This window comes from Mycobacterium sp. IDUB_5, from assembly GCF_055419565.1.
In genome coordinates this window covers 260,041-280,106 of sequence record NZ_JBVAXX010000006.1, presented here as the reverse complement: position 1 = coordinate 280,106, position 20,066 = coordinate 260,041, and the positions used below count along the sequence as shown (strand labels likewise).

The following is a 20,066-nucleotide window of genomic DNA, read 5'->3' as shown; positions in this document are numbered from 1 at the left end:
ACACGCTCGGAACGGGTGGTTTGACCACGCTGATCAGGACGCCGAGCGCCTATCCCCAGCCGCTGAACCGGCCCTGGAACAGCAGCTCTTCCTCAGGGTGCACTGCTGCGATGCGCATTCTGGCGGCTGTTCTGCTCTGCGCCGTGGCCTCGGTGGCTCCCGCGGGGGCGGACGGTCCCCGTCTGGAGTGGCCGTTGCGGCCGCGCCCGGCGGTGGTCCGCGCGTTCGACGCCCCCGAACGGAATTGGCAGCGAGGGCATCGCGGCGTCGACGTCGTCGGCGCAGCGGGCCAGGCCGTGTACGCCGCAGGGGCCGGCACCGTGGTCTTCGCCGGGGTGCTCGCCGGCCGGCCCGTGGTGTCGATCGCACACCCGGGTGGGCTGCGCACCAGCTACGAGCCGGTACAGGCCGCGGTGCGCGCGGGGCAGACGGTCGGCGCGGGCTTTGTGATCGGTGCGCTGCAACCGGGTCATGCCGGGTGCGCTGCGGCGGCCTGCCTGCACTGGGGTGCGATGTGGGGTCCGGCGGCTCGCGCGGACTATGTCGACCCGGTCGCGCTGGTGGCGACGACGCCGATCCGGCTCAAGCCGCTGCGCTGAGCGTCATGCCCGGGGATGCGCCTGGTCGTGCACCGCGCGCAGCCGGGCGACGCTGACGTGGGTGTAGAGCTGCGTGGTGGCCAGCGTGGAGTGACCGAGCAGTTCCTGCACGACGCGCAGGTCAGCGCCGCCCTCGAGCAGGTGGGTGGCCGCGCTGTGCCGCAACCCGTGCGGGCCGATGTCCGGGGCGCCGTGGACGGCGGCCACTGTTTGGTGCACGACGGTGCGGGCCTGCCGCGGGTCGAGCCGGCCGCCGCGCGCACCGAGCAGCAGCGCCGGGCCTGATGTGGGGGTGGCCAGCGCAGGGCGCCCGTCGCTCAGCCACGACATCAGCGCCCTGTGCGCCGGATCGCCGTAGGGAACGGTGCGCTGCTTGTTTCCCTTGCCGAGCACCCGCAGCACCCGCCGGGAGGTGTCGATGTCGTCGACGTCGAGGCCGCAGAGCTCGCTGACCCGCATCCCGGTGGCGTAGAGCATCTCGACGATCAGCCGGTCTCGTAGGGCGACTGGATCTCCCTGCTCGGCACCGGAATTCGCGGCGTCCATCGCGTCGACCGCCTGGTCCTGACGCAACACCGACGGCAGCGTCCGACGTGTCTTCGGCGCCTGCAACCGCACCGACGGGTCCTCGTCGAGCAGGCCGCGGCGGGCCGCCCACGCCGTGAACGTCTTGACCGCTGATGCACGCCGCGCCAGCGTGGTCCGCGCCGCACCCGCCGACGCCTGCGCCGCCAGCCACGAGCGCAGCACCGGCAGGGTCAGCGCACGCAGACCCGCATCGGGGTGTCGACGGTCCAGGAAGTCGAACAGCGAGCGCAGGTCGCCCAGGTAGGCGCGCCGGGTGTGATCGGAGCGGCCACGCTCCAGCGCGAGGTAGGTGTCGAATTCCCCCAGAATGGCCTCCACGCCGGTCACGGTGACATCGGACCGGCGTCGGCTCTACAGGACGCGCCGCAGCGTGTCCGGAGTGAGATCTGCCAGGCTGCGATATCCGTCGACAGCCATCGTCAGGTCGGTCTCGGCCAGCAGCGAGCGCAGTACGTGGACCACCCCGTCTTCTCCACCGATGGCCAGTCCGTAGGCGTAGGGCCGGCCGACTCCCACCGCCGTGGCACCGAGGGCGAGCGCCTTGACGATGTCGGTACCGCTGCGCACGCCCGAGTCGAACAGCACGGGCAGCCCGTCGGCGGCCTCGACGACGTCGGGCAGGCAGTCGATCGCGGGCAGTCCGCCGTTGGCCTGACGGCCGCCGTGCGTCGAGCAGTAGATGCCGTCCACGCCGCCGTCCTTGGCACGGCGCACGTCGTCGGGGTGGCAGATCCCTTTGAGCACCAGGGGAAGGTCGGTCAGCGATCGCAGCCAGGGCAGGTCGTCCCAGGTCAGCGGATTGCCGAACAGGCTGACCCACTTGAGCACGGCGGCCTGCATGTTCTCCTCGGGCGGCTGGGCCAGACCGGCGCGGAACACAGGGTCACTCATGTAGTTGGCCAGACAGCGGCCCCGCAGCTGCGGGAAGTTCGACGTGGAGAGGTCACGCGGTCGCCAGCCGGGGATCCAGGTGTCGAGGGTGATGATGATCGCCTTGTATCCCGCCTTCTCCGCACGCTGGACCAGGCTCGCGGCCAGATCCCGGTCGGTCGGGGTGTACAGCTGGAAGAAGCCGGGGGTGTCACCGAACTCGGCGGCGACGTCCTCGATGGGGTCCTCGGTGAGCGTGGACACCGCCATCGGCACGCCGGTGCGCGCGGCCGCCCGGGCGGCAGCGAGATCGCCGTGCCCATCCTGGCCGCAGATGCCGATGACGCCGACGGGCGCCATGAACAGCGGCGACGGCAGGGTCAGCCCGAAGAGGTCGACGGTGAGGTCGCGCTCGGTCGCGCCGACAAGCATGCGGGGCATGAGACCCCATCGGTCGAACGCGGTGCGGTTGGCGCGCTGGGTGTTCTCGTCACCGGCGCCGCCGGCGACGTACGACCAGATCGACGGCGGCATGGCGACTTCGGCCTTGGCCTCCCAGCCGGCGTAGTCCATGGGCAGGGTCGGCATCACGCCGGAGAGGCCCTGCAGATAGATCTCGTACTGGTAGTTGCCGAAAGTCATGGCCCCACCCTGCCATCGGTGCCGAACACGGGACCCCCGTTTCGCCGGCGGGTTATGTGGCCTCCGTGGCGGCGAGCTCGCGCTTCCATTCGCGGAAGGTCTCCTCCGTGCGGCCGCGCCGCCAGTACCCGGATATCGACGACGCCCACTTCGGCTCGATGCCGCGCTCCTTGCGGATGTAGGGCCGCAGGTTGTGCATCACGGCCTGCGCTTCGCCGTGGATGAAGACCTGGACCTGGCCCGGCAGCCAGGGGGCCTCCTTGACCGCAGTGATCAGCGGAGCGTGGTCGCCGGCGTTGTCCTCGGGCACGAGGTCAGCGCGTCCGCCGCGATACACCCACCGGATGTCGACGCCCTCGGGCGCACGCAGCTCGACGATGTCCTCCGGACCGGCTACTTCGATCACCGCCTGTCCGATCGCGTTGTCCGGCAACGTTTCCAGCGCGGCACCGATGGCGGGCAACGCTGCCTCGTCGCCGGCGAACAGATACCAGTCGGCGGCCGGATCGGGCGCGAACGCACCGCTCGGTCCCATCACGAACAACCGCTGACCCGGTTGCGCGGACGCCGCCCATGGGCCGGCGACGCCGTGCTCGCCGTGGACGACGAAGTCGATGGTGATCTCACGCCGGCCGGCATCGGCGCGGCGCACGGTGTAGGTCCGCACAGTCGGCTGGTGCTGCGACGGAAGCGCGGTGAAGCTGTCCAACGTCAGCGGATGCTCGAGCGCACCGACGTCCACCGTGTCGTCGACGAAGACCAACTTGACGTAGGCGTCGGTGTAGTCGTTCGGCGTGAACGTGTCGAAACCATTGCCGCCGAGGATGACTCGAACCATGTGGGGACTGATCTGCTCTGTCCGCACGACCCGGAAGGTGTGCACCGGACGTCCTGCCACCTGACCACCTCTCTGATGTCGCGCGCCGTGTGGCGCCACTTCGACTATACGAGCGGTGCCGGCGGCGAGGGGCTGTCCCTCTCAGTAACAGAGCGAGCGCTCTGTTATGGTGTCGCCATGCCGCGGCCACGGGTACACGACCCGGACTCCGTCCTCGACGTCGTCGAGCACCTCGCGGCCCGGTCAGGACCCCAGGCGGTCTCCATCCGGGCGGTCAGCACGGCCGTCGGTGTGTCGAATGGAGCGCTCTATCACACGTTTTCCTCGCGCAACGGCTTGATCGGGCGCGCTTGGCTGCGGGCGGGCCGACGGTTCCTCGCGTTGCAGACGACGCTCGTCGACCGCGCCCTGCACCCCGACACCGAGGCCTCTGCCGTGGATGCGGTGGTCGCTGCGGCGGACGCACCGGTCGCGTTCGCCGAGCGCCACCCCGACTCGGCCACGCTGTTGCTACAGGTGCGCCGTGACGAACTCCTGGCAGGCCCCCTTCCGGAGACGATCGGCGATGCTCTGCGTGAGCTCGACACCGAGCTGATCGCCTTGATGGTGCGCCTTGCCGACGCGATGTGGAACCGCAGGGACGCGGCCGCCGTGGACGTGATCACTGCCTGCATCGTCGACCTGCCGACGGCTCTGGTGCTGAGCCGCAATCGACGCGACATACCCACGGCGCGTGAGCATGTGCGGGCGGCCGTGCGCGCAGTCCTGACCATTCCCCCACCCGAATACCGACCACCCGATCCCCAACGACAAGGACGACGACCATGAGCGCGACCATCACTGTCGACGACAGCATCGCGATCCTTGATCTGGGAGACGGCGAAAACCGTTTCTCCCCAGAGTTTCTGGATGACATCGACGAGGCCCTCGATAGAGCGCTTTCCGACGGCGCTCAGGCACTGGTGACCACCGCGGGCGCGAAGTTCTACTCGAATGGGCTGGACCTCGACTGGCTGGGTTCCCACAGCGATCAGGGACCGTGGTACGTCGGGCGGGTTCACAGCCTGCTGTCGCGCATCCTCACCCTCGAGGTGCCCACCGCCGCGGCCGTCGTCGGTCATGCGTTCGGCGCCGGAGCGATGCTCGCGCTGGCGCACGACTTCCGGATCATGCGGGCCGATCGCGGATTCTTCTGCCTGCCGGAGGTCGACATCCGCATCCCGTTCCATCCCGGTATGGCGTCGTTGATCCAGGCCAAGCTCACGCCGGCGGCGGCCGTCGCATCGATGACGACGGGACGCCGCTTCGGCGGCGCGGACGCCCACTCCAACGGCATCGTCGACGCCATTGCAGCCGAGGCCGACGTCACCAGCGGCGCAGTGGAACTGCTCCGCCCGCTGCTGGGCAAGGACCGCGGGACGCTCGGAGCCATCAAGAACACGATGTTCGGATCGGTGGTGGACGCCCTGGCTCAGGTGTGACCGTCACCGGCCGGCCACCAGCGCGCGGCGACGACGTCGACGATGCCACGCCGCAACGGAGTGCCCTCGTGGTGCCACTGTGTCTGCGCTTCGATCATCAGATGCGGCGGCAGCGTGCCGTTGGCGCGTACGACACGCCACCAGGTGACCGCCGCCCCGTCGCGTGCCATCACACCGCCCACGCCGCGAGGTCCGCCGCGCTGCAGGTACTCGGCGATGTCGCCGTAGGTCATCACCCGCCCCGCCGGGATACGGTCGACGACCTCGAGTACGGCAGCAGCGAACTGCTCTCCAGCGTCGTTCACCGGCACAGCTTATTGCCGGTGAACGACGTCAGAGGCGGGTCACAGGCCGGGCAGGCAGTTGATCAGCGGGATGCACGGCGGCGGCGGGGGCGGGGGCGGCCCCGGAGGGTTGCCGGAAATCATCACGGGCTTGGTGTCCGGTGAGTTCGGGTCGAAGTAGAACGTGTGGCATCGGGAGAGATCCCAGCCGGCCACGGGGGTCATTCCGGATGCGGGACACCAGATCTGACCGCACTGACCGAACGCATTGCACGCCGGCATGCCCTCCGGCGGTGCGCATTCCGGAGTCGTCGCTTCGCCCGGCGAACAGTTCGAATCAGCCTGCGCCGCAGGGGCGCTGATCGCTACCGCGAAGCCGAGTGCTGCCAGGCCGAACCCGCCTGAGAGCACGGCCGCCGAAGCGACCGCGGTGATTGTTCGCCGTGCCATGGGTATTTCCTTTCGAGCTTCGCCTCGTTCTGACATGCACCGAGTGTCGACGGGGCAGGGCGCTACCGATCCCAACTTTCTTCGAGGGCTCCGACGCCGTACCCCTCATGGTCTCTACAACGCACGACGGCGTCAGGACAATCGCCCAAATCGGTGTGGCGCATGGGGAGTTGGTATGTCAGAGAAAAGCCGTCGACCCTAGTGTGCGCGGTGGGTAAGAAACAGTTGCTGCGAGGTTCTTCCGACTTGTCGCGTCCGCGTCGTCAGAACGACAAGGTATCGAATGCGCGATGCGGCAGCGGATCATCCGCCACCACAGCCACCTCCACCACAGCCACCTCCACCACCGCAGCTGCCTCCACCACTGAAGTCTCCGCTGCCGAAGTCGCTTCCGCCTCCGTAGTTGCCGGCCCCCCACAGGCCGGCCGTGCCCGCCGCTCCGGAAGCCCAGTATCGAGAGCCGCCGGCCTTCCTCGACGCCTGCCACGCCTTCAAGTCTCGAAGGCTCTGCCCACAGTCGTCCCACGGATCCGGGCCCGCTCGACGCGCTCGAATGACTGCGACATTCACACCGATCGAGGCCAGAACGACTCCGACCACCACGATCGCGGCCAACATGCGATGAGCCTACGCCGCCTCGGGCGCCGCGCATAGAGTGACGCCGTGTGGCTTAAGGGCACCAATTGGATCGAGCGAGCGAATGCTGCGGCGGAAAGCGTGGAGCTTCCCTCTGCGGTATTCAAGACATGCCCGTGGCAGCCGCGAGCCCTCGTCGAAACCGGTCTGCGGCAATGGCTCCGTTGCTGTGCAGCAGCGCTTCGAGATGGGCAAGTGATCGGCATGCCTTCGCGGGCGGTCGACGAAGCGTGGCATGGCTTCATTCTCTGTACAGCCAGGTATTCGGCGTTTTGCGTCGACGCGTACGGCCGGTATCTCCATCACCATCCTGAGGGCAGCGCACCCGCAGGCACCGCGGGTGCCAGCGATCCCATCGAGAATCAGCTCGGGAGGACGGTTGTCGCGTGGTCACTAGTGGCTCAGCCTGAAGAGCGTTGCGTGCTATGGGATCTCGACACAATCGTCGGCGTGGAAGAACCCTGGGGAATCGACCTCGAGAGAGTCGCTGCTATCCAGACCTCCATGAGAAGGCTCACCGCCAGCGGCCGACAGAGAGCTGCACCCCACAACCTGAAGCGCTGACATTGATGAGTGGCCTCGGCGCTGATCAAGAACCTGAAGATCGGTGGCGCAGAATTTTCCACTCACCATCCTGCTGCGCTACCAGGCCGCGGATGTCCAGCATGGTCAACTGCCCGATCACCTCGGTCTCGGGCATGCCTGCAGCCACGGCGATCTGGTCGACCGAGCGTGACCCGCGCCCGGGCAGCGCCTCGTACACCGCGAGCTCCTCCGGATTCAACCCGTCCACCTCGCTTCCCGGACGCGGCTGTTCGGATGCCAGCTCCCCGTAATTGCCGACCAGCTCGACGATCTCCTCGGCTCGGGTGACGAGATGAGCCCCTTCGTCGTTCTTGAGCAGTTCATGACAGCCCACCGACGCCGCCGACGTGATCGGACCTGGCACCGCGCACACGTTGCGGCCCAACGCTTTCGCCCACGCCGCGGTATTGGCCGCGCCGCTGCGGATACCTGCCTCGACCACGACAGTAGCCCCCGACAGCGCCGCGACCAATCGATTGCGGGCCAGGAAATGACGCCGGCACGGTCGGCTTCCCGGCGGATACTCCGTCACCACCAACCCGTGCCGAGCCACCCGATGCAACAGCGCGGAATGCCCCGACGGATACGGCACATCGATCCCCGAGGCCAACACCGCCACCGTCACTCCGTCGCACGACAACACCGCCCGGTGCGCAGCACCGTCGATCCCGTACGCCCCACCCGACACCACAGCCACGTCACGCTCCACCAGGCCGGCCGCCAGATCAGCGGCGGCGAACTCGCCGTAGGCACTGGCCGCTCGGGTGCCGACCAGCGCCGCCGCCCGGGCAGCGACGTCGACGACCGATGACGGGCCCACCACCCACAGCACCATCGGCGCATACCCCTGCGGCCGCCTGGCCTTGTCCACCCCGTCGAAGCTACCGAACGCCGTGGCCGGCCACTCCTCGTCCGTCGAGGTCAGCAAGCGTCCACCGAGCCGATCGAGGATGTCCAGATCATCGCGGGCACAATCGATCTCGTGCCGCGCTGCAGTAGAAGACAGCAGCTTCGCATCGGTGAGGTCGCGCCGACGGATGCGCTGCTCTGCCTCCACCGGCCCCACCGTCTCAGCCAGCACAGCGATCCGCGGGTTCGGCACCTCCGCCACCCGCGACAGATACGCCCACGCCCGCCTCTCCTCCTCGGTCATGTCCGCTCTCCCACCTGCCGGTACGACAACGCCGAGACCACATGCTCACGAGTCGGCGTCACCCCACCCGCCAGATCACACAACGTCCACGCGACCCGCAATGTGCGATCCATGCCCCGGATGCTCAGCAACCCGCGGTCGACAGCGGTCTTGACCGGTTTCATCGCGTCTGCGCTCAGACGGAACCGCTTCCGCAGCAGCGCGCCGCTCACCTCCGCGTTGGTGCTGACACCGTGCGGACGCCACCGCTCGTGCGCGGCCTCGCGTGCCGCCCAGACCCTTTCTCGCACAGCTGCGGTCGACTCCCCGACCTCGTCGGCGAACGTCCCCGCCCGCGACGCGTGCATCTCGACTCGCAGATCCACGCGGTCCAACAACGGCCCCGACAACCTGCTGCGGTAGCGGCGTCGGTCGACCGAGGCGCACACGCAGTCGCGGGGGTCGGGCGGCGCGCACGGGCACAGGTTGGCGGCCAGGACGAGCTGGAACCGACACGGGTAGCTCGCCACGCCCTCGCGACGGGCCAGGCGAATGACGCCGTCTTCCAACGGTGTTCGCAACGCCTCGAGGGCGGAGCTGTTGATCTCGGCGAACTCGTCGAGGAACAGCACGCCGCGGTGGGCCCGGCTGACCGCACCCGGCCGGGCCATCCCCGAACCTCCCCCGACCAGCGCGGCCACGCTCGATGTGTGGTGCGGCGCGACGAACGGGGGTCGGGTGATCAGCGGTGCGTCACCGGTCAACAGGCCGGCAACCGAGTGGATCGCGGTGACCTCCAGCGCCTCGGGTTGCGACAGCGGCGGCAGCAGCCCGGGCAACCGTTGCGCGAGCATGGTCTTGCCCACCCCGGGCGGGCCCGTCATCACCAAGTTGTGCCCGCCCGCGGCGGCCACCTCGACCGCCCGGCGCGCCTGCGGCTGACCCACGACATCGGCCAGGTCGATCGACACCTCGGGCGCCTGCTCGGGGTGGTCGATGCGGGCGTGCAGATCGCCTTTGCCAGCCAGCCACGCGTGCAGCTGCCCCAGCGTCGCCACGCCCCACACGTCGACGCCGTCGATCAGGCTTGCCTCGGCCAGGTTCTCGACCGGCACCACCACCGTCGGCCAGCCGTAACGCTGCGCCGCCAGCACGGCCGGTAGCACTCCTTTGACCGGTCGTACGCGACCGTCGAGCGCCAACTCCCCCAGTAGGACGGTCTTCTCGAGCCTCGGCCACGCCTTCTTACCGTTGGCCGCCAGCACTGCCGTTGCCAGCGCCACGTCGTAGACCGACCCCATCTTCGGCAGCGTCGCCGGTGACAGCGCCAGCGTCAGCCGGGTCTGCGGCCAGCTGAACCCGCAGTTGTTGATCGCGGCCCGCACCCGGTCCCGGGACTCCTGCAGCGCGGCATCGGCCAACCCGACGAGATGGACCCCCGGCAGACCGTTGGAGATGTCGGCCTCGATCTCGACGATGTGCCCCTCGACCCCGCGCACGGCCACCGAGAACGCCCGCCCGAGCGTCATCACCCCACCCCCTGCAGATGGGTGACTTCGGGCGTGCGGGTGCGGCCTATCGTGACGGCGATGACGTCGATCCGCAGCTGCGGCCAGCTGCCGCCGCGCGCAGCCAGCCACAGACCGGCAAGCCGGCGCAGGCGCCGCAGCTTCGTCGGCGTCACCGCGGCGAGCGGACCGCCGAACTGATCGCCGGTACGCGTCTTCACCTCCACGAACACCAGCGCCCGCGCGCCCTCGTCGGCGGCCACGACATCGAGCTCCCCGTATCTGCACCGCCAATTGCGGTCGAGAATCACCCAACCGAGCCCGCGCAGATGGTCAACCGCAAGCTGTTCTCCCAGCGCCCCGATCTCGGCGCGACTGTGTGTCTTCGTCATGCCGTCACCCTGGCGCGGCCCCCCGACACAGCCACCCGTCTGCGAGCTGTTCATCCCCAGAGCCGATTCCATCCACAGACGCCGCGGTTTCGCCGGCGTCAGAACCGGGGAACCGGGGAACCAACGCCCCACCTGGAGGACACCATGGCCACACGACCTGCGAACCTGCACGGCGTCGCCCACCGCGCGACCGGCAGCAACGCTTTCGAATACGCCGCGCGCGCCGGATTTGCCGCCAGCGGCGTGCTGCACCTGCTGGTTGCCGTGATCATCGCGCAGCTGGCCTTCACCGGGGCGAGCGGCAACGCCGACCAGTCCGGTGCGCTGGCCACGCTGGCGGCCCAGCCTTTCGGCAAGATCGTCCTGTGGGTCGCGGCAGTGGGCCTCGTCGCGCTCGGCCTATGGCGCGTGGCAGAAGCCATCATGGGCGCCAAACCTCGCGAAGGGTCGGGGCACAAGGGTGACAACCCCGGGTGGAAGCGGGCCAAGTCCCTCGCGCTCGCGGTGGTCAACTTCGCGATCGCATTCTCAGCCGCGAAGTTCGCGATGGGCAGCGGCCAGTCGAGCAGTCAGCAGAACTCCGGCATGTCAGCCCAGCTCATGCAGTCGGGCGGGGGCAAGCTGCTGCTCATCGCGATCGGCATCGGCGTGATCGCCGTCGGCGGTTACCACGTGTACAAGGGCGCCTCCGAGAAGTTCCTCGAGGAGCTGACAGTCTCGGGCGGGCGCCTGGTCACCGCAACCGGCGTCGCCGGCTACGTCGCCAAGGGCCTGGTGCTCGGCGGTGCCGGCGTCCTGGTCATCATCGCAACACTGCAGGCCGACCCCGCCAAGGCCAGCGGACTCGACGCCGCGGTCAAGACACTGGGCCAGGCCCCGTTCGGCAAGTTCCTTCTGATCCTGGCCGCCCTCGGAATCGCTGCGTTCGGCGCCTACAGCTTCATCAGGAGCAAGTACAACCGGATGTGAGACCCAGGTAAGGTCGCCCTTATGCGGCCGCTGATCGACCACCTGCGCCGGTTCGCAGCCAACACGGCCGTCCTCACCGAGACAGAAGAACTGACCTACGGTCAGCTTGCGGATCGCGTCGAAGCCCGCGCAGTCACGTTGTCACGCACCCGCGCGCTCGTGCTGCTCGAGGTCAGCAACGACATCGACACCTTGACGCACTACCTGGCGGCACTGGCCGCGGGGCATGTGGTGCTGCCCGTTCCCGCCGGCGGTGACACCGCCGCGCTGACGACTACCTACCGGCCAGACGTCGTCATCGATCGCACCGGCGTCCACCACCTCGACTCGAGCGGCCACGATCTGCATCCGGATCTGATGCTGCTGATGTCGACGTCCGGCAGTACCGGATCCCCGAAGCTCGTGCGGCTCTCCCGGACCAACGTCGGAGCCAACGCCCGGGCGATCGCCGACTATCTCGGCATCCTCGAAACAGATCGAGCCGCAACGACTCTGCCGATGTCCTACTGTTACGGCCTGTCGGTGGTGCACAGCCATCTGCTCGTCGGGGCGGCGTTGATCCTCACCGATCGCTCGGTGTCCGATCAGCAGTTCTGGGAGCTTTTCGTCCGGCACCGCGGCACCACGTTCGCCGGTGTCCCCTACACGTTCGAACTCCTCGAGCGCGTCGGCTTTCCCCACATGGCGATGCCACACCTTCGCTATGTCACCCAGGCCGGCGGACCGATGCCGCCCGACCGCGTGAGACGCTACGCCGCGCTCGGGGAGCGCCGCGGGTGGGACCTGTTCGTCATGTACGGCGCGACCGAAGCGACCGCTCGAATGGCTTATCTGCCACCACATCTCGCGCAGGAATACCCGCAGGCGATCGGTGTTCCGATTCCCGGCGCCACCCTGACTCTCGAACCGCTCGACGGCTGGTCCGACGACGAGGTCGGCGAACTGGCCTTCCGCGGGCCCAACGTCATGATGGGATACGCCGAGCGCATCGAGGACCTGGCGCTGGGCCCCACTCTCGACGAACTGCGCACCGGGGACGTCGCTCGTCGATGCGGTCCCGGGCTCTTCGAGATCATCGGCCGGACAAGCAGATTCGCGAAGATATTCGGACTGCGCATCGATCTGCAGCGGATCGAGCGCACCCTGGCCGAGCACGGCGTGACCGGCCTGTGCACCGAGACCGATGAGCGGCTGGTGGTCGTCGCCGAAGGCGCCCACGATCCGGCCGACGTGCGCAGACTGGTCGCCGACGCCACCACCCTGCCCGTGAGCGCGGTCGACGCCGTCGCCGTGCCCCAGTTGCCCCTGCTGCCCTCGGGCAAGCCCGACTACCCCCGAGCCCGGACCCTCGTCGCACCGCGCGCGGAGTGGGGCGACGACCTGGCAGGCGTGTTCGCCGACGTGCTGCACCTCGACCCTTCCGAAGTCAACGATGACGCCACGTTCGTCGACCTCGGCGGCAACTCCCTGACCTACGTGACGATGTCGGTGCGCTTGGAGCGCCTACTCGGCCACCTGCCTGCGGACTGGCCGCGCCTGCCCATCCGCGAGCTCCGGCGCCGGCCCACGCCGCAGCCACGCTGGTGGCGCTCCTGGGGCAGCACGGTGGAAACGAGTGTGGCGCTGCGCGCGCTGGCGATCGTCCTAGTCGTCGCGTCCCATGCCGAACTGTTCGAGATGTGGGGCGGGGCGCACATCCTGCTCGGCATCGCCGGCTACAACTTCGCGCGCTTCTGCCTGACCCCGCTCCCCCGTTCAGTGCGCGTCCGCCACCTCGGTGCCACCATCGGTTGGATCGCCGGGCCCGCCGTGGCGTGGATCGCCCTCGCGCTCGTGGTCACCGAGGACTACCATCTGTCGAACCTGTTGCTGGCCAACAAGTTCCTCGGTCCCCACGACAGCATGACCGCGGGCCGGTTGTGGTTCGTCGAAGTGCTGGTGTGGACGTTGGCGGCGCTGGCCGTGCTGTTGTGGCTCCCGTCGGTCGACCGGGTGGAGCGCCGGTATCCGTTCGCGTTCGCGGCCGCGTTCCTCGCCGTTGGTATGGCACTGCGCTACGACGTGCTGGGCTTCGGGCTGGGGCGAGACGCGTGGTTCACGATGCTCGCGTTCTGGTTCTTCGCCGCCGGCTGGGCAGCAGCGAAGGCGAGCACGAACCTGCAGCGTCTCGCGGTGACGGCGGTACTGATCGTCGGCGTGCACGGCTATTTCGGCTCTACCGTGCGTGAAGTCCTGGTGACCGCGGGGTTGGTGCTGCTGATCTGGCTGCCCGCCGTGCGGTGTCCCGCCGCGGTGGCCGTCGCCGCGGGGGCGGTCGCCGAGGCGTCGCTCTACATCTATCTCACGCACTTCCAGGTGTATCCGATGTTCGGCACCCACAAGCTCTACGGCGTGATCGCCTCGATCGTCATCGGTATCGCGTTGACCGCGGTGATCACCCAGATCCGGCATCGGATGCGGGATCGCCGGGTCACGAAGAAGAATCCGGGTCGGGCTCCCGCTCTGCGATGAGCCCCTCCTGCGTCAGCGTGGCGGCGATCGCACCGTCACGTCGGATCAGCGATGCGGTGACGACTCCCCGGCCGCGGGCGGCGGCCGGGGAACGACATTCGAGCAGATTCCACTCGTCCGCCCGCAGCTCGCGGTGAAACCACATCGACGAATCCGTGGTCCCGCTGCGGTGCGTGCGCGACCGCATCGAGTAGCCGTGGACTTGCAGTGCCGGGTCGATCAGATACACGTCGGTGACGTAGGCGGCGACCAGCGTGTGCAGCAGCGGGTCGTCACCGAGATCGACGTCGGCGCGCCACCACAACCGTCGGACGAACTTTTCGCCGGCGCCCGCGTCGACGAGCCTGAGGTCGAGTTCGTCGAGCGGCATGGACGGTGCCGGACCGGCAGGTCCGGTGCGCGGCAACGTCTCCGGGTCCGCACCCACGTCACTCCCGCCGTGCTCGGGACCCGTCAGCGCCGCGGCGAACGACACCGTCGCCGTCGTCAGCAGCCGCCCGTCCTGAGTGGCGTCGACCCGCCGCGATGCAGCGGTACGGCCGTCGAACACGCGGTGCACCGCGTAGTCCACCGTGGCTCCCGCATCCCCACCGCGCAGGAACTGCAGATGCAGCGCAGTCGGCGCCTTGACGGTCTCGACGGTGCGCGCGGCAGCGGCCAGACTCTGCGCGACCAGTTGGCCGCCGTAGGCGCGCTTGCCGTCCGGGCCGCTCGCCCGGCCGCGCCAGTGGTCGTCGTCGACGGCGGTGACGTCGAGCAGGTCCACCAGCCGGCTCATGCGACGGCTCCCGCCGCGCGCAGTGCGTCGACCCGGTCCGCATCGAGGCCCAACCACTCGCCCAGTACGGTCGCGGTGTCATCGCCGAGGGCCGGGGCGACGTCCGGCGGCGGATACGTCCCGTCGATCGCCATGGGCACTCCCGTCGCCGCGTACCGCCCGATGCGCGGCTGCTCGAGAACGGTGAACAGCGGGTTGGCCGTGACGAGTTCGGAGGCGGCGGTCTCGGCGAACGTGCGGTACCGCTCCCACAGCACCGAGGTGCCGGCCAGCGCGGCAGCGATCTGCTCGCCCGTGTGGCGGGCGAACCAACCGGCGAACAGAGCACCCAACGCGTCCCGGTGCACATAGCGCTCACCTTCGTCGGCGAAGTCGGCACCCAGCGAATCAGCAAGCGCGGCAACGTCATCGGCAGTCTCGGTCATGTCCGTGAGGTCGCGGAAGTGTCGGTTGGTCAGCGCAACGACCATGAAGACCGAGCCGTCGCTGCCGCTGAAGTCCCGCCCGTAGGTACCGTAGACCGCATTCCCGATCCGGCCCCGCGACGTCCCGCTGACCATGGCTTCGGTGAGCAGGCTGAGGTTACTGGCCGTGGCCAGCGCGACGTTCTCCAGCGGGATCGTGACGTGCTGTCCCTCGCCGGTGGCGTCGCGGTGGCGCAGAGCGGTGACCACGGCCAGCGCTGCGTAGAGCCCGCAGGTGACGTCCCAGGCGGGCAGCACGTGGTTGACCGGAGCCGCGGAATCGGGTGCGCCCGTGACCAGCGGGAAGCCGATCCCGGCGTTGACCGTGTAGTCGACACCGGTGCCACCGTCGGCCCGCCCCGACACCTCGACCTGGATCAGATCGGTTCGCCGTTCACGCAACGTCGGATAGGCGTGCCACGGCCGGCCGGTGACGTTGGTGAGGAACACACCGCTGTCGGCGATCAGCCGGGTCACGACGTCGTGCCCGGCGTCGGAACGCATGTCGACGGCCAGTGAGCGCTTGCCCTTGTTGAGCCCGGCCCAGTAGATACTCTCGCCCGCGTCGGTCAGCGGCCAGCGGTGGTAGTCGGCGGCACCTCCGATCGGGTCGATCCGGACCACCTCCGCGCCGAGCTGCGCGAGCGTCATTCCCGCCAGCGGTACCGCGACGAAGCTGGAGATCTCGACGATCCGCACCCCGGCCAGCGGCCTATCAACAGTGACAGTCACGGCGCCAAGTGTAGGGAGGGCTCAGATCAGCTCGATCGCCTCGGCGATCGACGGCAGCACCCTGCTGGGACGGAAGGGGTAGCGGTTGACGTCCTCGATCGTCGTCGAGCCGGTGAGCACCAAGATGGTCTCGAGTCCCGCCTCGATGCCGGCGACGACGTCGGTGTCCATCCGATCCCCGACCATCACGGTGTTCTCCGAGTGCGCCTCGATCTGGTTGAGGGCGCTGCGGAACATCATCGGGTTGGGTTTGCCCACAAAGTAGGGTTCCCGGCCGGTGGCCTTGGTGATCATCGCCGCGACTGACCCCGTTGCCGGCAGCGGGCCCTCGGCCGACGGGCCGCTGACGTCGGGGTTGGTGGCGATGAATCGGGCGCCACCGAGTATGAGCCGCACCGCCTTGGTGATCGCCTCGAAGGAGTAGGTGCGGGTCTCGCCGAGCACCACGAAGTCGGGCTCGACATCGGTCATCGTGTACCCGGCTTCGTGCAGCGCCGTGGTCAGGCCGGCCTCGCCGATGACGTAGGCCGAGCCGCCGGGCAGTTGGTCGGCCAGGAACGTGGCGGTCGCCAGCGCGGATGTCCAGATCGCAGACTCCGGCACGATCAGACCGGAGCGGGCCAGCCGGGCCGCGAGGTCGCGCGGGGTGAAGATCGAGTTGTTGGTGAGGACCAGAAATGGTCGCTCGCGGTCGGCGAGGGTCTGGAGGAACTCGGCGGCCCCGGGGAGCGCGTGTTCCTCACGGACCAGCACGCCGTCCATGTCGGTCAGCCAGCACTGCGGTGTGGAGCGCATGCCCCCAGTCTGTCAGGCGAGGCAAGGCCGAAGACGGCGTGACCGGACGATCGCTCAGCGGCGGGTTCGACGCCGCAGTCGCGGCAGCGCGCCGACTATGTCGCGGTAGGTGCCGGTATCGAGGACCGCCGGCCAGGTACTGCGACCGCCACGATGTTCCCGCTGCAGCCGATTACCCAGCCACCGCAAGCTCATCGGCACCGCGAAGGCGTACAGCAGCAGGTGCTCGGCCAGCGGATCGCGGTGGTAGCGCACCGTTGTGCCGCCGTCGGTGTAGCGGTTCACCAGATCGTCGACGTCGCCGACGTCGACGATTCGGTCGTGCACACCCTGGATCATCAGGACCGGCATGCTCGGGATCGCCTGGCCGAGCCGCGTCATGTCGAAGATGTGCCGCAATTCGGGTAGGGCGAACAGTTCATCGAAGGTCAGGTCGACGTAGTCGGCGATGTCCTTGTTGCGCAAGCGGCGGATCGCCGAGCCCGTCGACATCTCTTCGATCTCGCGCAGCAGCGCCTTGCCCTCGTCGGTCGCGTGCCTGTCGACCACTGCGCGCGCCTCCGGGAACACGTGCACCAGGGAGGCGATCATCAGGGCGGCCAGACCTGCCCAGGGGGTCGAGTTCAACCGTCGCGCAACGTTTTCGGGGTCCACGACGGGCGAACCCATCACGGCGCCGGCCAGGTCGAGTTCGGGGGCGTAATCCGACGCCGCTTCGGCGGCCCATCCGGTGGCCAGCCCTCCGCCCGAGTATCCCCACATCGCCATCCGGGCGTCCGGCGACAATCCGAGCGCCTCGTGTGAGACAGCGGCCCGCAGCCCGTCGAGCACGCGGAAACCCGCTTCGTAGGGGGCGCCCCACATGCCCTGCAGCCCCTCGTGATCGGGGATGGAGACCGCCCACCCGCGTGCGAGCGCCGCAGCGACCACGAGGAACTCGGCCTGCACCGACGCTCCGACCAGCTGCGACCCGAGGCGCAGCGCATAGGACGGGAAGCAGCGTGCGGCGACGGCGTCGATGGCGCACTGATAGGACAACACCGGACAGGTTCGAGGGTCCCGGCCTCTAGGGACCACGACCGTGGTCACCGCGACCTCGGGCCGGCCGTGCGCATCGGTGCTGCGGTACATCAGCTGAGTCGCTGCACCCCGACGGATCCGTCCGAAGAAGGCCAGCTGCACGCGTCGCGACCGCACGACGGTGCCCGGCCGCAGTTCGTCGATGCCGGGCGGCGGATCGTAGAAGGGGTCATCGCCCGGTTGGAGCACCGGCGACGACGAGGCCGTTCGGCCTGCCGCGCCCTGTCCGACGTCCTGCCCGACTTCCACGCTTCGATCCATCCCTACTCCGGCAGCCGCAGCTCCGGCTTGTCGACCTCTTCGATGTTGACGTCCTTGAACGTGATGACGCGGACCTGTTTGACGAACCGGGCGGGCCGGTACATGTCCCACACCCACGCGTCGCCGAGTCGCAGCTCGAAGTACACCTCGCCGTCGGCGTTACGGGGCACCATCTCGACGCTGTTGGCCAGATAGAACCGCCGCTCGGTCTCCACGACGTAGCTGAATTGCCCGACGATGTCCTTGTACTCACGGTAGAGCGAGAGCTCCATCTCGGTCTCGTACTTCTCGAGATCTTCGGCACTCATCGGCTCAGCTGTCCTTCGCGTAGGTCATACATCTCTGAGTCCACCGAACCCAGTGGACTCATCCTGTCAAAATCGTCTCGGCCATCATTGTCGTCCTGCCCATTGGGTTCCCCCGTCACGAGCCGTCGAACGTTGATGAACGAGTAGCGGTGTTGGGCCGACGGCCCCAGCCGGGCGAGCGCCGCACCGTGGGCCCGCGTGCTGTACCCCTTGTGTTCGGCGAAACCGTAGCCGGGATGCTCGTCGTCCATCGCGACCATCAGCCGGTCACGGCTGACCTTGGCCAGCACGCTGGCCGCCGCGATGCACGCCGCCGCCGCGTCCCCGCGGATCACCGGCAGCGACGGCGTCGGCAACCCGGGCACCCGGAAACCGTCGCTCAGTACGTAACCGGGACGCAGCGGGAGGCCGGCCACCGCCCGTCGCATGCCCTCGATGTTCGCCACGTGCACGCCGCGGCGGTCGACCTCCACCGAGGGGATGAACACGACGTGGTAGGCGAGGGCATAGCGTTTGATCAGCGGGAACAACCGCTCACGTTCGGCTTCGCCCAGTTTCTTGGAGTCGTCGAGCGCGGCCAGGCTGTCCATGCGGTTGGGCCCCAGCACGCACGCCGCCACCACCAGCGGTCCGGCACACGCGCCTCGGCCCACTTCGTCGACGCCGGCCACCGGGCCGAGTCCGGCCCGGTACAGCGCCGATTCCAGGGTGCGCAGACCAGACGACCTGCGGATCACCATCCTCGGAGGCCACGCCGGCACTGTCGAGTCTCCCGCTAGCTCTGCGGATCCACCGAGCTCACGCCACCCCACCGCGACGGCGGCCAGGCGATGAAGCGGGCCTTGCCGATCACGTTGTCGACGGGGATCGTTCCTGCGACCGGGTCGCCGGTGCACAGAACGCCGCGCTGCACGTCAGCAGGCTCGTTGGAGCAGTGTGCGCGGGAGTCCGCCGAGTGGGTGCGGTTGTCGCCCATCACCCACAGCCTGCCCTCGGGTACCGTCACCGGCCCGAATTCGTTGCCCAGGCACGGGTAGACCGCCGGGTCGGCGTTCATGGTGTTCGGGTCGAGATAGGGCTCGTCGAGTTTCTTGCCGTCGACCGTCAATCCCGTGGTCACGCGGCATTCGACGGTCTGCCCGCCGACGGCGATGATTCGCTTGACCAGGTCGTTCTCGTCGGGCGGGACGAAGCCGATGAACGACAGCGCATTCTGCACGGTGCGGAGGGCCGGGTTCTCGGAACGGATCGACTTGTAGCCGATGCTCCAGTTGGGCGGACCTTTGAAAACGATGACGTCGCCGGGTTCCGGCTGGGAGAACCGGTAGGTCAGCTTGTCGACCATGATGCGATCGCCCACACACCCGTTGCAGCCGTGCAGCGTGGGCTCCATGGATTCCGAGGGAATCAGATAGGGCCGCGCGATGAAGGTCAACATCACGTAGTACAGGACCACCGCAACGGTGATCAGGATCGCCGCTTCGCGCAGCGCTCCCCGCTTCTTCTCCGGCGTGTCCTCGGCGGACTCCGGCGGGTCGAGCGTCTCGTCGGCGGACGTGTCGTCGGTCTCGGGGGTGTCCCTGGGTCCGGTCACGAGATCAGCGTAGCCACGAGCCAGCGTGACGCCGCGCCGATCACGGTCCGCCGAAGCGGTGTCAGCGCTTCTCCTTGATCTTCGCCTTCTTGCCGCGCAGCTCACGCAGGTAGTAGAGCTTGGCCCGGCGCACGTCACCGCGGGTGACGACGTCGATGTGGTCGATGTTGGGCGAATGCACCGGGAAGGTGCGCTCCACGCCGACGCCGTAGCTCTCCTTGCGGACGGTGAACGTCTCACGGATGCCACCGTTCTGGCGGCGGAGCACGACACCCTTGAAGACCTGGATGCGCTCCTTGGAGCCCTCGATGACCTTCACGTGAACGTTGATGGTGTCACCGGGACCGAAATCCGGGACGTCGTCGCGCAGCGACGTCTGGTCGACGAAATCCAGCGTGTTCATCGGTCACACTTCCTCGGTGTCGGCGGCTGCTGGCGGCGTCGCGGTGACGCGCGCAGAGCCTGGTGGTTCGGGCGTCTGGGGCCTGTCGTGCAGCGGGGCGCCGGAGTACCGGCCGTGCACAGACAACTGCCCAATTGTGCCAGACGGGGCCCCGATCTCCGAAATC

22 protein-coding genes are annotated in these 20,066 nt (G+C 68.6%); 6 read left to right on the top strand and 16 right to left on the bottom strand.

What is annotated here, in order from left to right:
• Positions 1 to 110: 110 nt before the first annotated feature.
• On the top strand, positions 111 to 599 hold the full coding sequence (locus tag ACZY1G_RS21320) for a M23 family metallopeptidase (protein WP_463823544.1): 489 nt from the start codon (positions 111 to 113) through the stop codon (positions 597 to 599).
• Positions 600 to 602: 3 nt separating this feature from the next.
• Here the strand turns inward: ACZY1G_RS21320 and ACZY1G_RS21315 are convergent, their stop codons facing one another.
• Genes ACZY1G_RS21315 through ACZY1G_RS21305 form a run of 3 tightly spaced genes read right to left on the bottom strand, consistent with a single transcriptional unit; the run spans position 603 to position 3,597 of the window.
• Positions 603 to 1,505 (bottom strand): tyrosine recombinase XerC, encoded by a 903-nt coding sequence (locus ACZY1G_RS21315; RefSeq protein WP_463816887.1) that lies wholly within the window; start codon positions 1,503 to 1,505, stop codon positions 603 to 605.
• 33 nt (positions 1,506 to 1,538) lie between these two features.
• Positions 1,539 to 2,699 carry a lactate 2-monooxygenase gene (locus ACZY1G_RS21310; protein ID WP_463823543.1) on the bottom strand — a complete coding sequence of 387 codons (1,161 nt, stop codon included), beginning with the start codon at positions 2,697 to 2,699 and terminating at the stop codon, positions 1,539 to 1,541.
• A 52-nt stretch (positions 2,700 to 2,751) separates the two neighbouring features.
• On the bottom strand, positions 2,752 to 3,597 hold the full coding sequence (locus ACZY1G_RS21305) for a siderophore-interacting protein (RefSeq protein WP_463823542.1): 846 nt from the start codon (positions 3,595 to 3,597) through the stop codon (positions 2,752 to 2,754).
• A 117-nt stretch (positions 3,598 to 3,714) separates the two neighbouring features.
• Between ACZY1G_RS21305 and ACZY1G_RS21300 the strand changes: the two genes are divergently transcribed.
• Together ACZY1G_RS21300 and ACZY1G_RS21295 are read left to right on the top strand one after the other, a co-directional pair.
• On the top strand, positions 3,715 to 4,365 hold the full coding sequence (locus ACZY1G_RS21300; protein ID WP_463823541.1) for a TetR family transcriptional regulator: 651 nt from the start codon (positions 3,715 to 3,717) through the stop codon (positions 4,363 to 4,365).
• Positions 4,362 to 5,018: an enoyl-CoA hydratase/isomerase family protein gene (locus ACZY1G_RS21295; RefSeq protein WP_463823539.1), complete on the top strand. Its 657-nt coding sequence runs from the start codon at positions 4,362 to 4,364 to the stop codon at positions 5,016 to 5,018. The genes ACZY1G_RS21300 and ACZY1G_RS21295 overlap by 4 nt, the downstream gene beginning before the upstream one ends.
• Here ACZY1G_RS21295 and ACZY1G_RS21290 read toward each other — a convergent pair.
• Complete coding sequence (locus ACZY1G_RS21290; protein ID WP_463816892.1) at positions 5,009 to 5,323, bottom strand: MGMT family protein; 315 nt, start codon at positions 5,321 to 5,323, stop codon at positions 5,009 to 5,011. The two genes, ACZY1G_RS21295 and ACZY1G_RS21290, sit on opposite strands and share 10 nt — an antisense overlap.
• Positions 5,324 to 5,362: 39 nt before the next feature.
• Positions 5,363 to 5,752: a hypothetical protein gene (locus tag ACZY1G_RS21285; RefSeq protein WP_463816893.1), complete on the bottom strand. Its 390-nt coding sequence runs from the start codon at positions 5,750 to 5,752 to the stop codon at positions 5,363 to 5,365.
• Positions 5,753 to 6,415: 663 nt separating this feature from the next.
• Between ACZY1G_RS21285 and ACZY1G_RS21280 the strand changes: the two genes are divergently transcribed.
• A complete protein-coding gene (locus ACZY1G_RS21280) occupies positions 6,416 to 6,952 on the top strand; it encodes a glycine-rich domain-containing protein (RefSeq protein WP_463816894.1) in 537 nt (178 codons plus the stop codon).
• A 25-nt stretch (positions 6,953 to 6,977) separates the two neighbouring features.
• Here ACZY1G_RS21280 and dprA read toward each other — a convergent pair whose 3' ends face one another.
• From dprA to ACZY1G_RS21265, 3 genes are read right to left on the bottom strand one after another with little or no spacing between them, the layout of a single operon-like run.
• Complete coding sequence (gene dprA / locus ACZY1G_RS21275) at positions 6,978 to 8,126, bottom strand: DNA-processing protein DprA (RefSeq protein WP_463816895.1); 1,149 nt, start codon at positions 8,124 to 8,126, stop codon at positions 6,978 to 6,980.
• Positions 8,123 to 9,634: a YifB family Mg chelatase-like AAA ATPase gene (locus ACZY1G_RS21270; protein ID WP_463823538.1), complete on the bottom strand. Its 1,512-nt coding sequence runs from the start codon at positions 9,632 to 9,634 to the stop codon at positions 8,123 to 8,125. The genes dprA and ACZY1G_RS21270 overlap by 4 nt, the downstream gene beginning before the upstream one ends.
• A complete protein-coding gene (locus ACZY1G_RS21265; RefSeq protein WP_463816897.1) occupies positions 9,634 to 10,005 on the bottom strand; it encodes a YraN family protein in 372 nt (123 codons plus the stop codon). Before ACZY1G_RS21265 ends, ACZY1G_RS21270 begins: the two co-directional genes overlap by 1 nt.
• Positions 10,006 to 10,149: 144 nt before the next feature.
• Here ACZY1G_RS21265 and ACZY1G_RS21260 point away from each other — a divergent pair, with 144 nt between their 5' ends.
• Both ACZY1G_RS21260 and ACZY1G_RS21255 read left to right on the top strand, forming a co-directional pair.
• Positions 10,150 to 10,974, top strand: a complete 825-nt coding sequence (locus ACZY1G_RS21260; protein WP_463816898.1) for a DUF1206 domain-containing protein — start codon at positions 10,150 to 10,152, stop codon at positions 10,972 to 10,974.
• 21 nt (positions 10,975 to 10,995) lie between these two features.
• Positions 10,996 to 13,485, top strand: coding sequence for a non-ribosomal peptide synthetase (locus ACZY1G_RS21255; RefSeq protein WP_463823537.1), 2,490 nt, complete (start codon positions 10,996 to 10,998; stop codon positions 13,483 to 13,485).
• Here ACZY1G_RS21255 and ACZY1G_RS21250 read toward each other — a convergent pair.
• From ACZY1G_RS21250 to rplS, 8 genes are all read right to left on the bottom strand, one after another.
• Entirely contained in the window at positions 13,445 to 14,263 is an 819-nt protein-coding gene (locus tag ACZY1G_RS21250; protein WP_463816900.1) for an acyl-CoA thioesterase, read from the bottom strand. The genes ACZY1G_RS21255 and ACZY1G_RS21250 overlap by 41 nt on opposite strands.
• Positions 14,260 to 15,459: a CoA transferase gene (locus ACZY1G_RS21245; protein WP_463816901.1), complete on the bottom strand. Its 1,200-nt coding sequence runs from the start codon at positions 15,457 to 15,459 to the stop codon at positions 14,260 to 14,262. The genes ACZY1G_RS21250 and ACZY1G_RS21245 overlap by 4 nt, the downstream gene beginning before the upstream one ends.
• A 21-nt stretch (positions 15,460 to 15,480) precedes the next feature.
• Positions 15,481 to 16,254 carry an HAD-IIA family hydrolase gene (locus ACZY1G_RS21240; protein ID WP_463816902.1) on the bottom strand — a complete coding sequence of 258 codons (774 nt, stop codon included), beginning with the start codon at positions 16,252 to 16,254 and terminating at the stop codon, positions 15,481 to 15,483.
• A gap of 54 nt (positions 16,255 to 16,308) precedes the next feature.
• Positions 16,309 to 17,583: a lipase family protein gene (locus tag ACZY1G_RS21235; protein ID WP_463816903.1), complete on the bottom strand. Its 1,275-nt coding sequence runs from the start codon at positions 17,581 to 17,583 to the stop codon at positions 16,309 to 16,311.
• 14 nt (positions 17,584 to 17,597) lie between these two features.
• On the bottom strand, positions 17,598 to 17,903 hold the full coding sequence (locus ACZY1G_RS21230) for a DUF2469 domain-containing protein (protein ID WP_043407609.1): 306 nt from the start codon (positions 17,901 to 17,903) through the stop codon (positions 17,598 to 17,600).
• Entirely contained in the window at positions 17,900 to 18,664 is a 765-nt protein-coding gene (locus ACZY1G_RS21225) for a ribonuclease HII (protein WP_463816904.1), read from the bottom strand. Before ACZY1G_RS21225 ends, ACZY1G_RS21230 begins: the two co-directional genes overlap by 4 nt.
• Positions 18,665 to 18,678: 14 nt before the next feature.
• A complete protein-coding gene (gene lepB, locus ACZY1G_RS21220; RefSeq protein WP_463816905.1) occupies positions 18,679 to 19,497 on the bottom strand; it encodes a signal peptidase I in 819 nt (272 codons plus the stop codon).
• A gap of 61 nt (positions 19,498 to 19,558) precedes the next feature.
• Positions 19,559 to 19,900 (bottom strand): 50S ribosomal protein L19, encoded by a 342-nt coding sequence (gene rplS, locus ACZY1G_RS21215; protein ID WP_463816906.1) that lies wholly within the window; start codon positions 19,898 to 19,900, stop codon positions 19,559 to 19,561.
• Positions 19,901 to 20,066: the final 166 nt, after the last annotated feature.

Coding starts and splice junctions, on each gene's coding strand:
- ACZY1G_RS21295 (WP_463823539.1), top strand. CDS start 4,362: ATGAGCGCGACCATCACTGTCGACGACAGCATCGCGATCCTTGATCTG.
- ACZY1G_RS21260 (WP_463816898.1), top strand. CDS start 10,150: ATGGCCACACGACCTGCGAACCTGCACGGCGTCGCCCACCGCGCGACC.
- ACZY1G_RS21255 (WP_463823537.1), top strand. CDS start 10,996: ATGCGGCCGCTGATCGACCACCTGCGCCGGTTCGCAGCCAACACGGCC.
- ACZY1G_RS21285 (WP_463816893.1), bottom strand. CDS start 5,752: ATGGCACGGCGAACAATCACCGCGGTCGCTTCGGCGGCCGTGCTCTCA.
- ACZY1G_RS21265 (WP_463816897.1), bottom strand. CDS start 10,005: ATGACGAAGACACACAGTCGCGCCGAGATCGGGGCGCTGGGAGAACAG.
- ACZY1G_RS21230 (WP_043407609.1), bottom strand. CDS start 17,903: ATGAGTGCCGAAGATCTCGAGAAGTACGAGACCGAGATGGAGCTCTCG.
- ACZY1G_RS21240 (WP_463816902.1), bottom strand. CDS start 16,254: ATGCGCTCCACACCGCAGTGCTGGCTGACCGACATGGACGGCGTGCTG.
- dprA (WP_463816895.1), bottom strand. CDS start 8,126: ATGACCGAGGAGGAGAGGCGGGCGTGGGCGTATCTGTCGCGGGTGGCG.
- ACZY1G_RS21320 (WP_463823544.1), top strand. CDS start 111: ATGCGCATTCTGGCGGCTGTTCTGCTCTGCGCCGTGGCCTCGGTGGCT.
- ACZY1G_RS21250 (WP_463816900.1), bottom strand. CDS start 14,263: ATGAGCCGGCTGGTGGACCTGCTCGACGTCACCGCCGTCGACGACGAC.
- ACZY1G_RS21300 (WP_463823541.1), top strand. CDS start 3,715: ATGCCGCGGCCACGGGTACACGACCCGGACTCCGTCCTCGACGTCGTC.
- ACZY1G_RS21270 (WP_463823538.1), bottom strand. CDS start 9,634: ATGACGCTCGGGCGGGCGTTCTCGGTGGCCGTGCGCGGGGTCGAGGGG.
- rplS (WP_463816906.1), bottom strand. CDS start 19,900: ATGAACACGCTGGATTTCGTCGACCAGACGTCGCTGCGCGACGACGTC.
- ACZY1G_RS21310 (WP_463823543.1), bottom strand. CDS start 2,699: ATGACTTTCGGCAACTACCAGTACGAGATCTATCTGCAGGGCCTCTCC.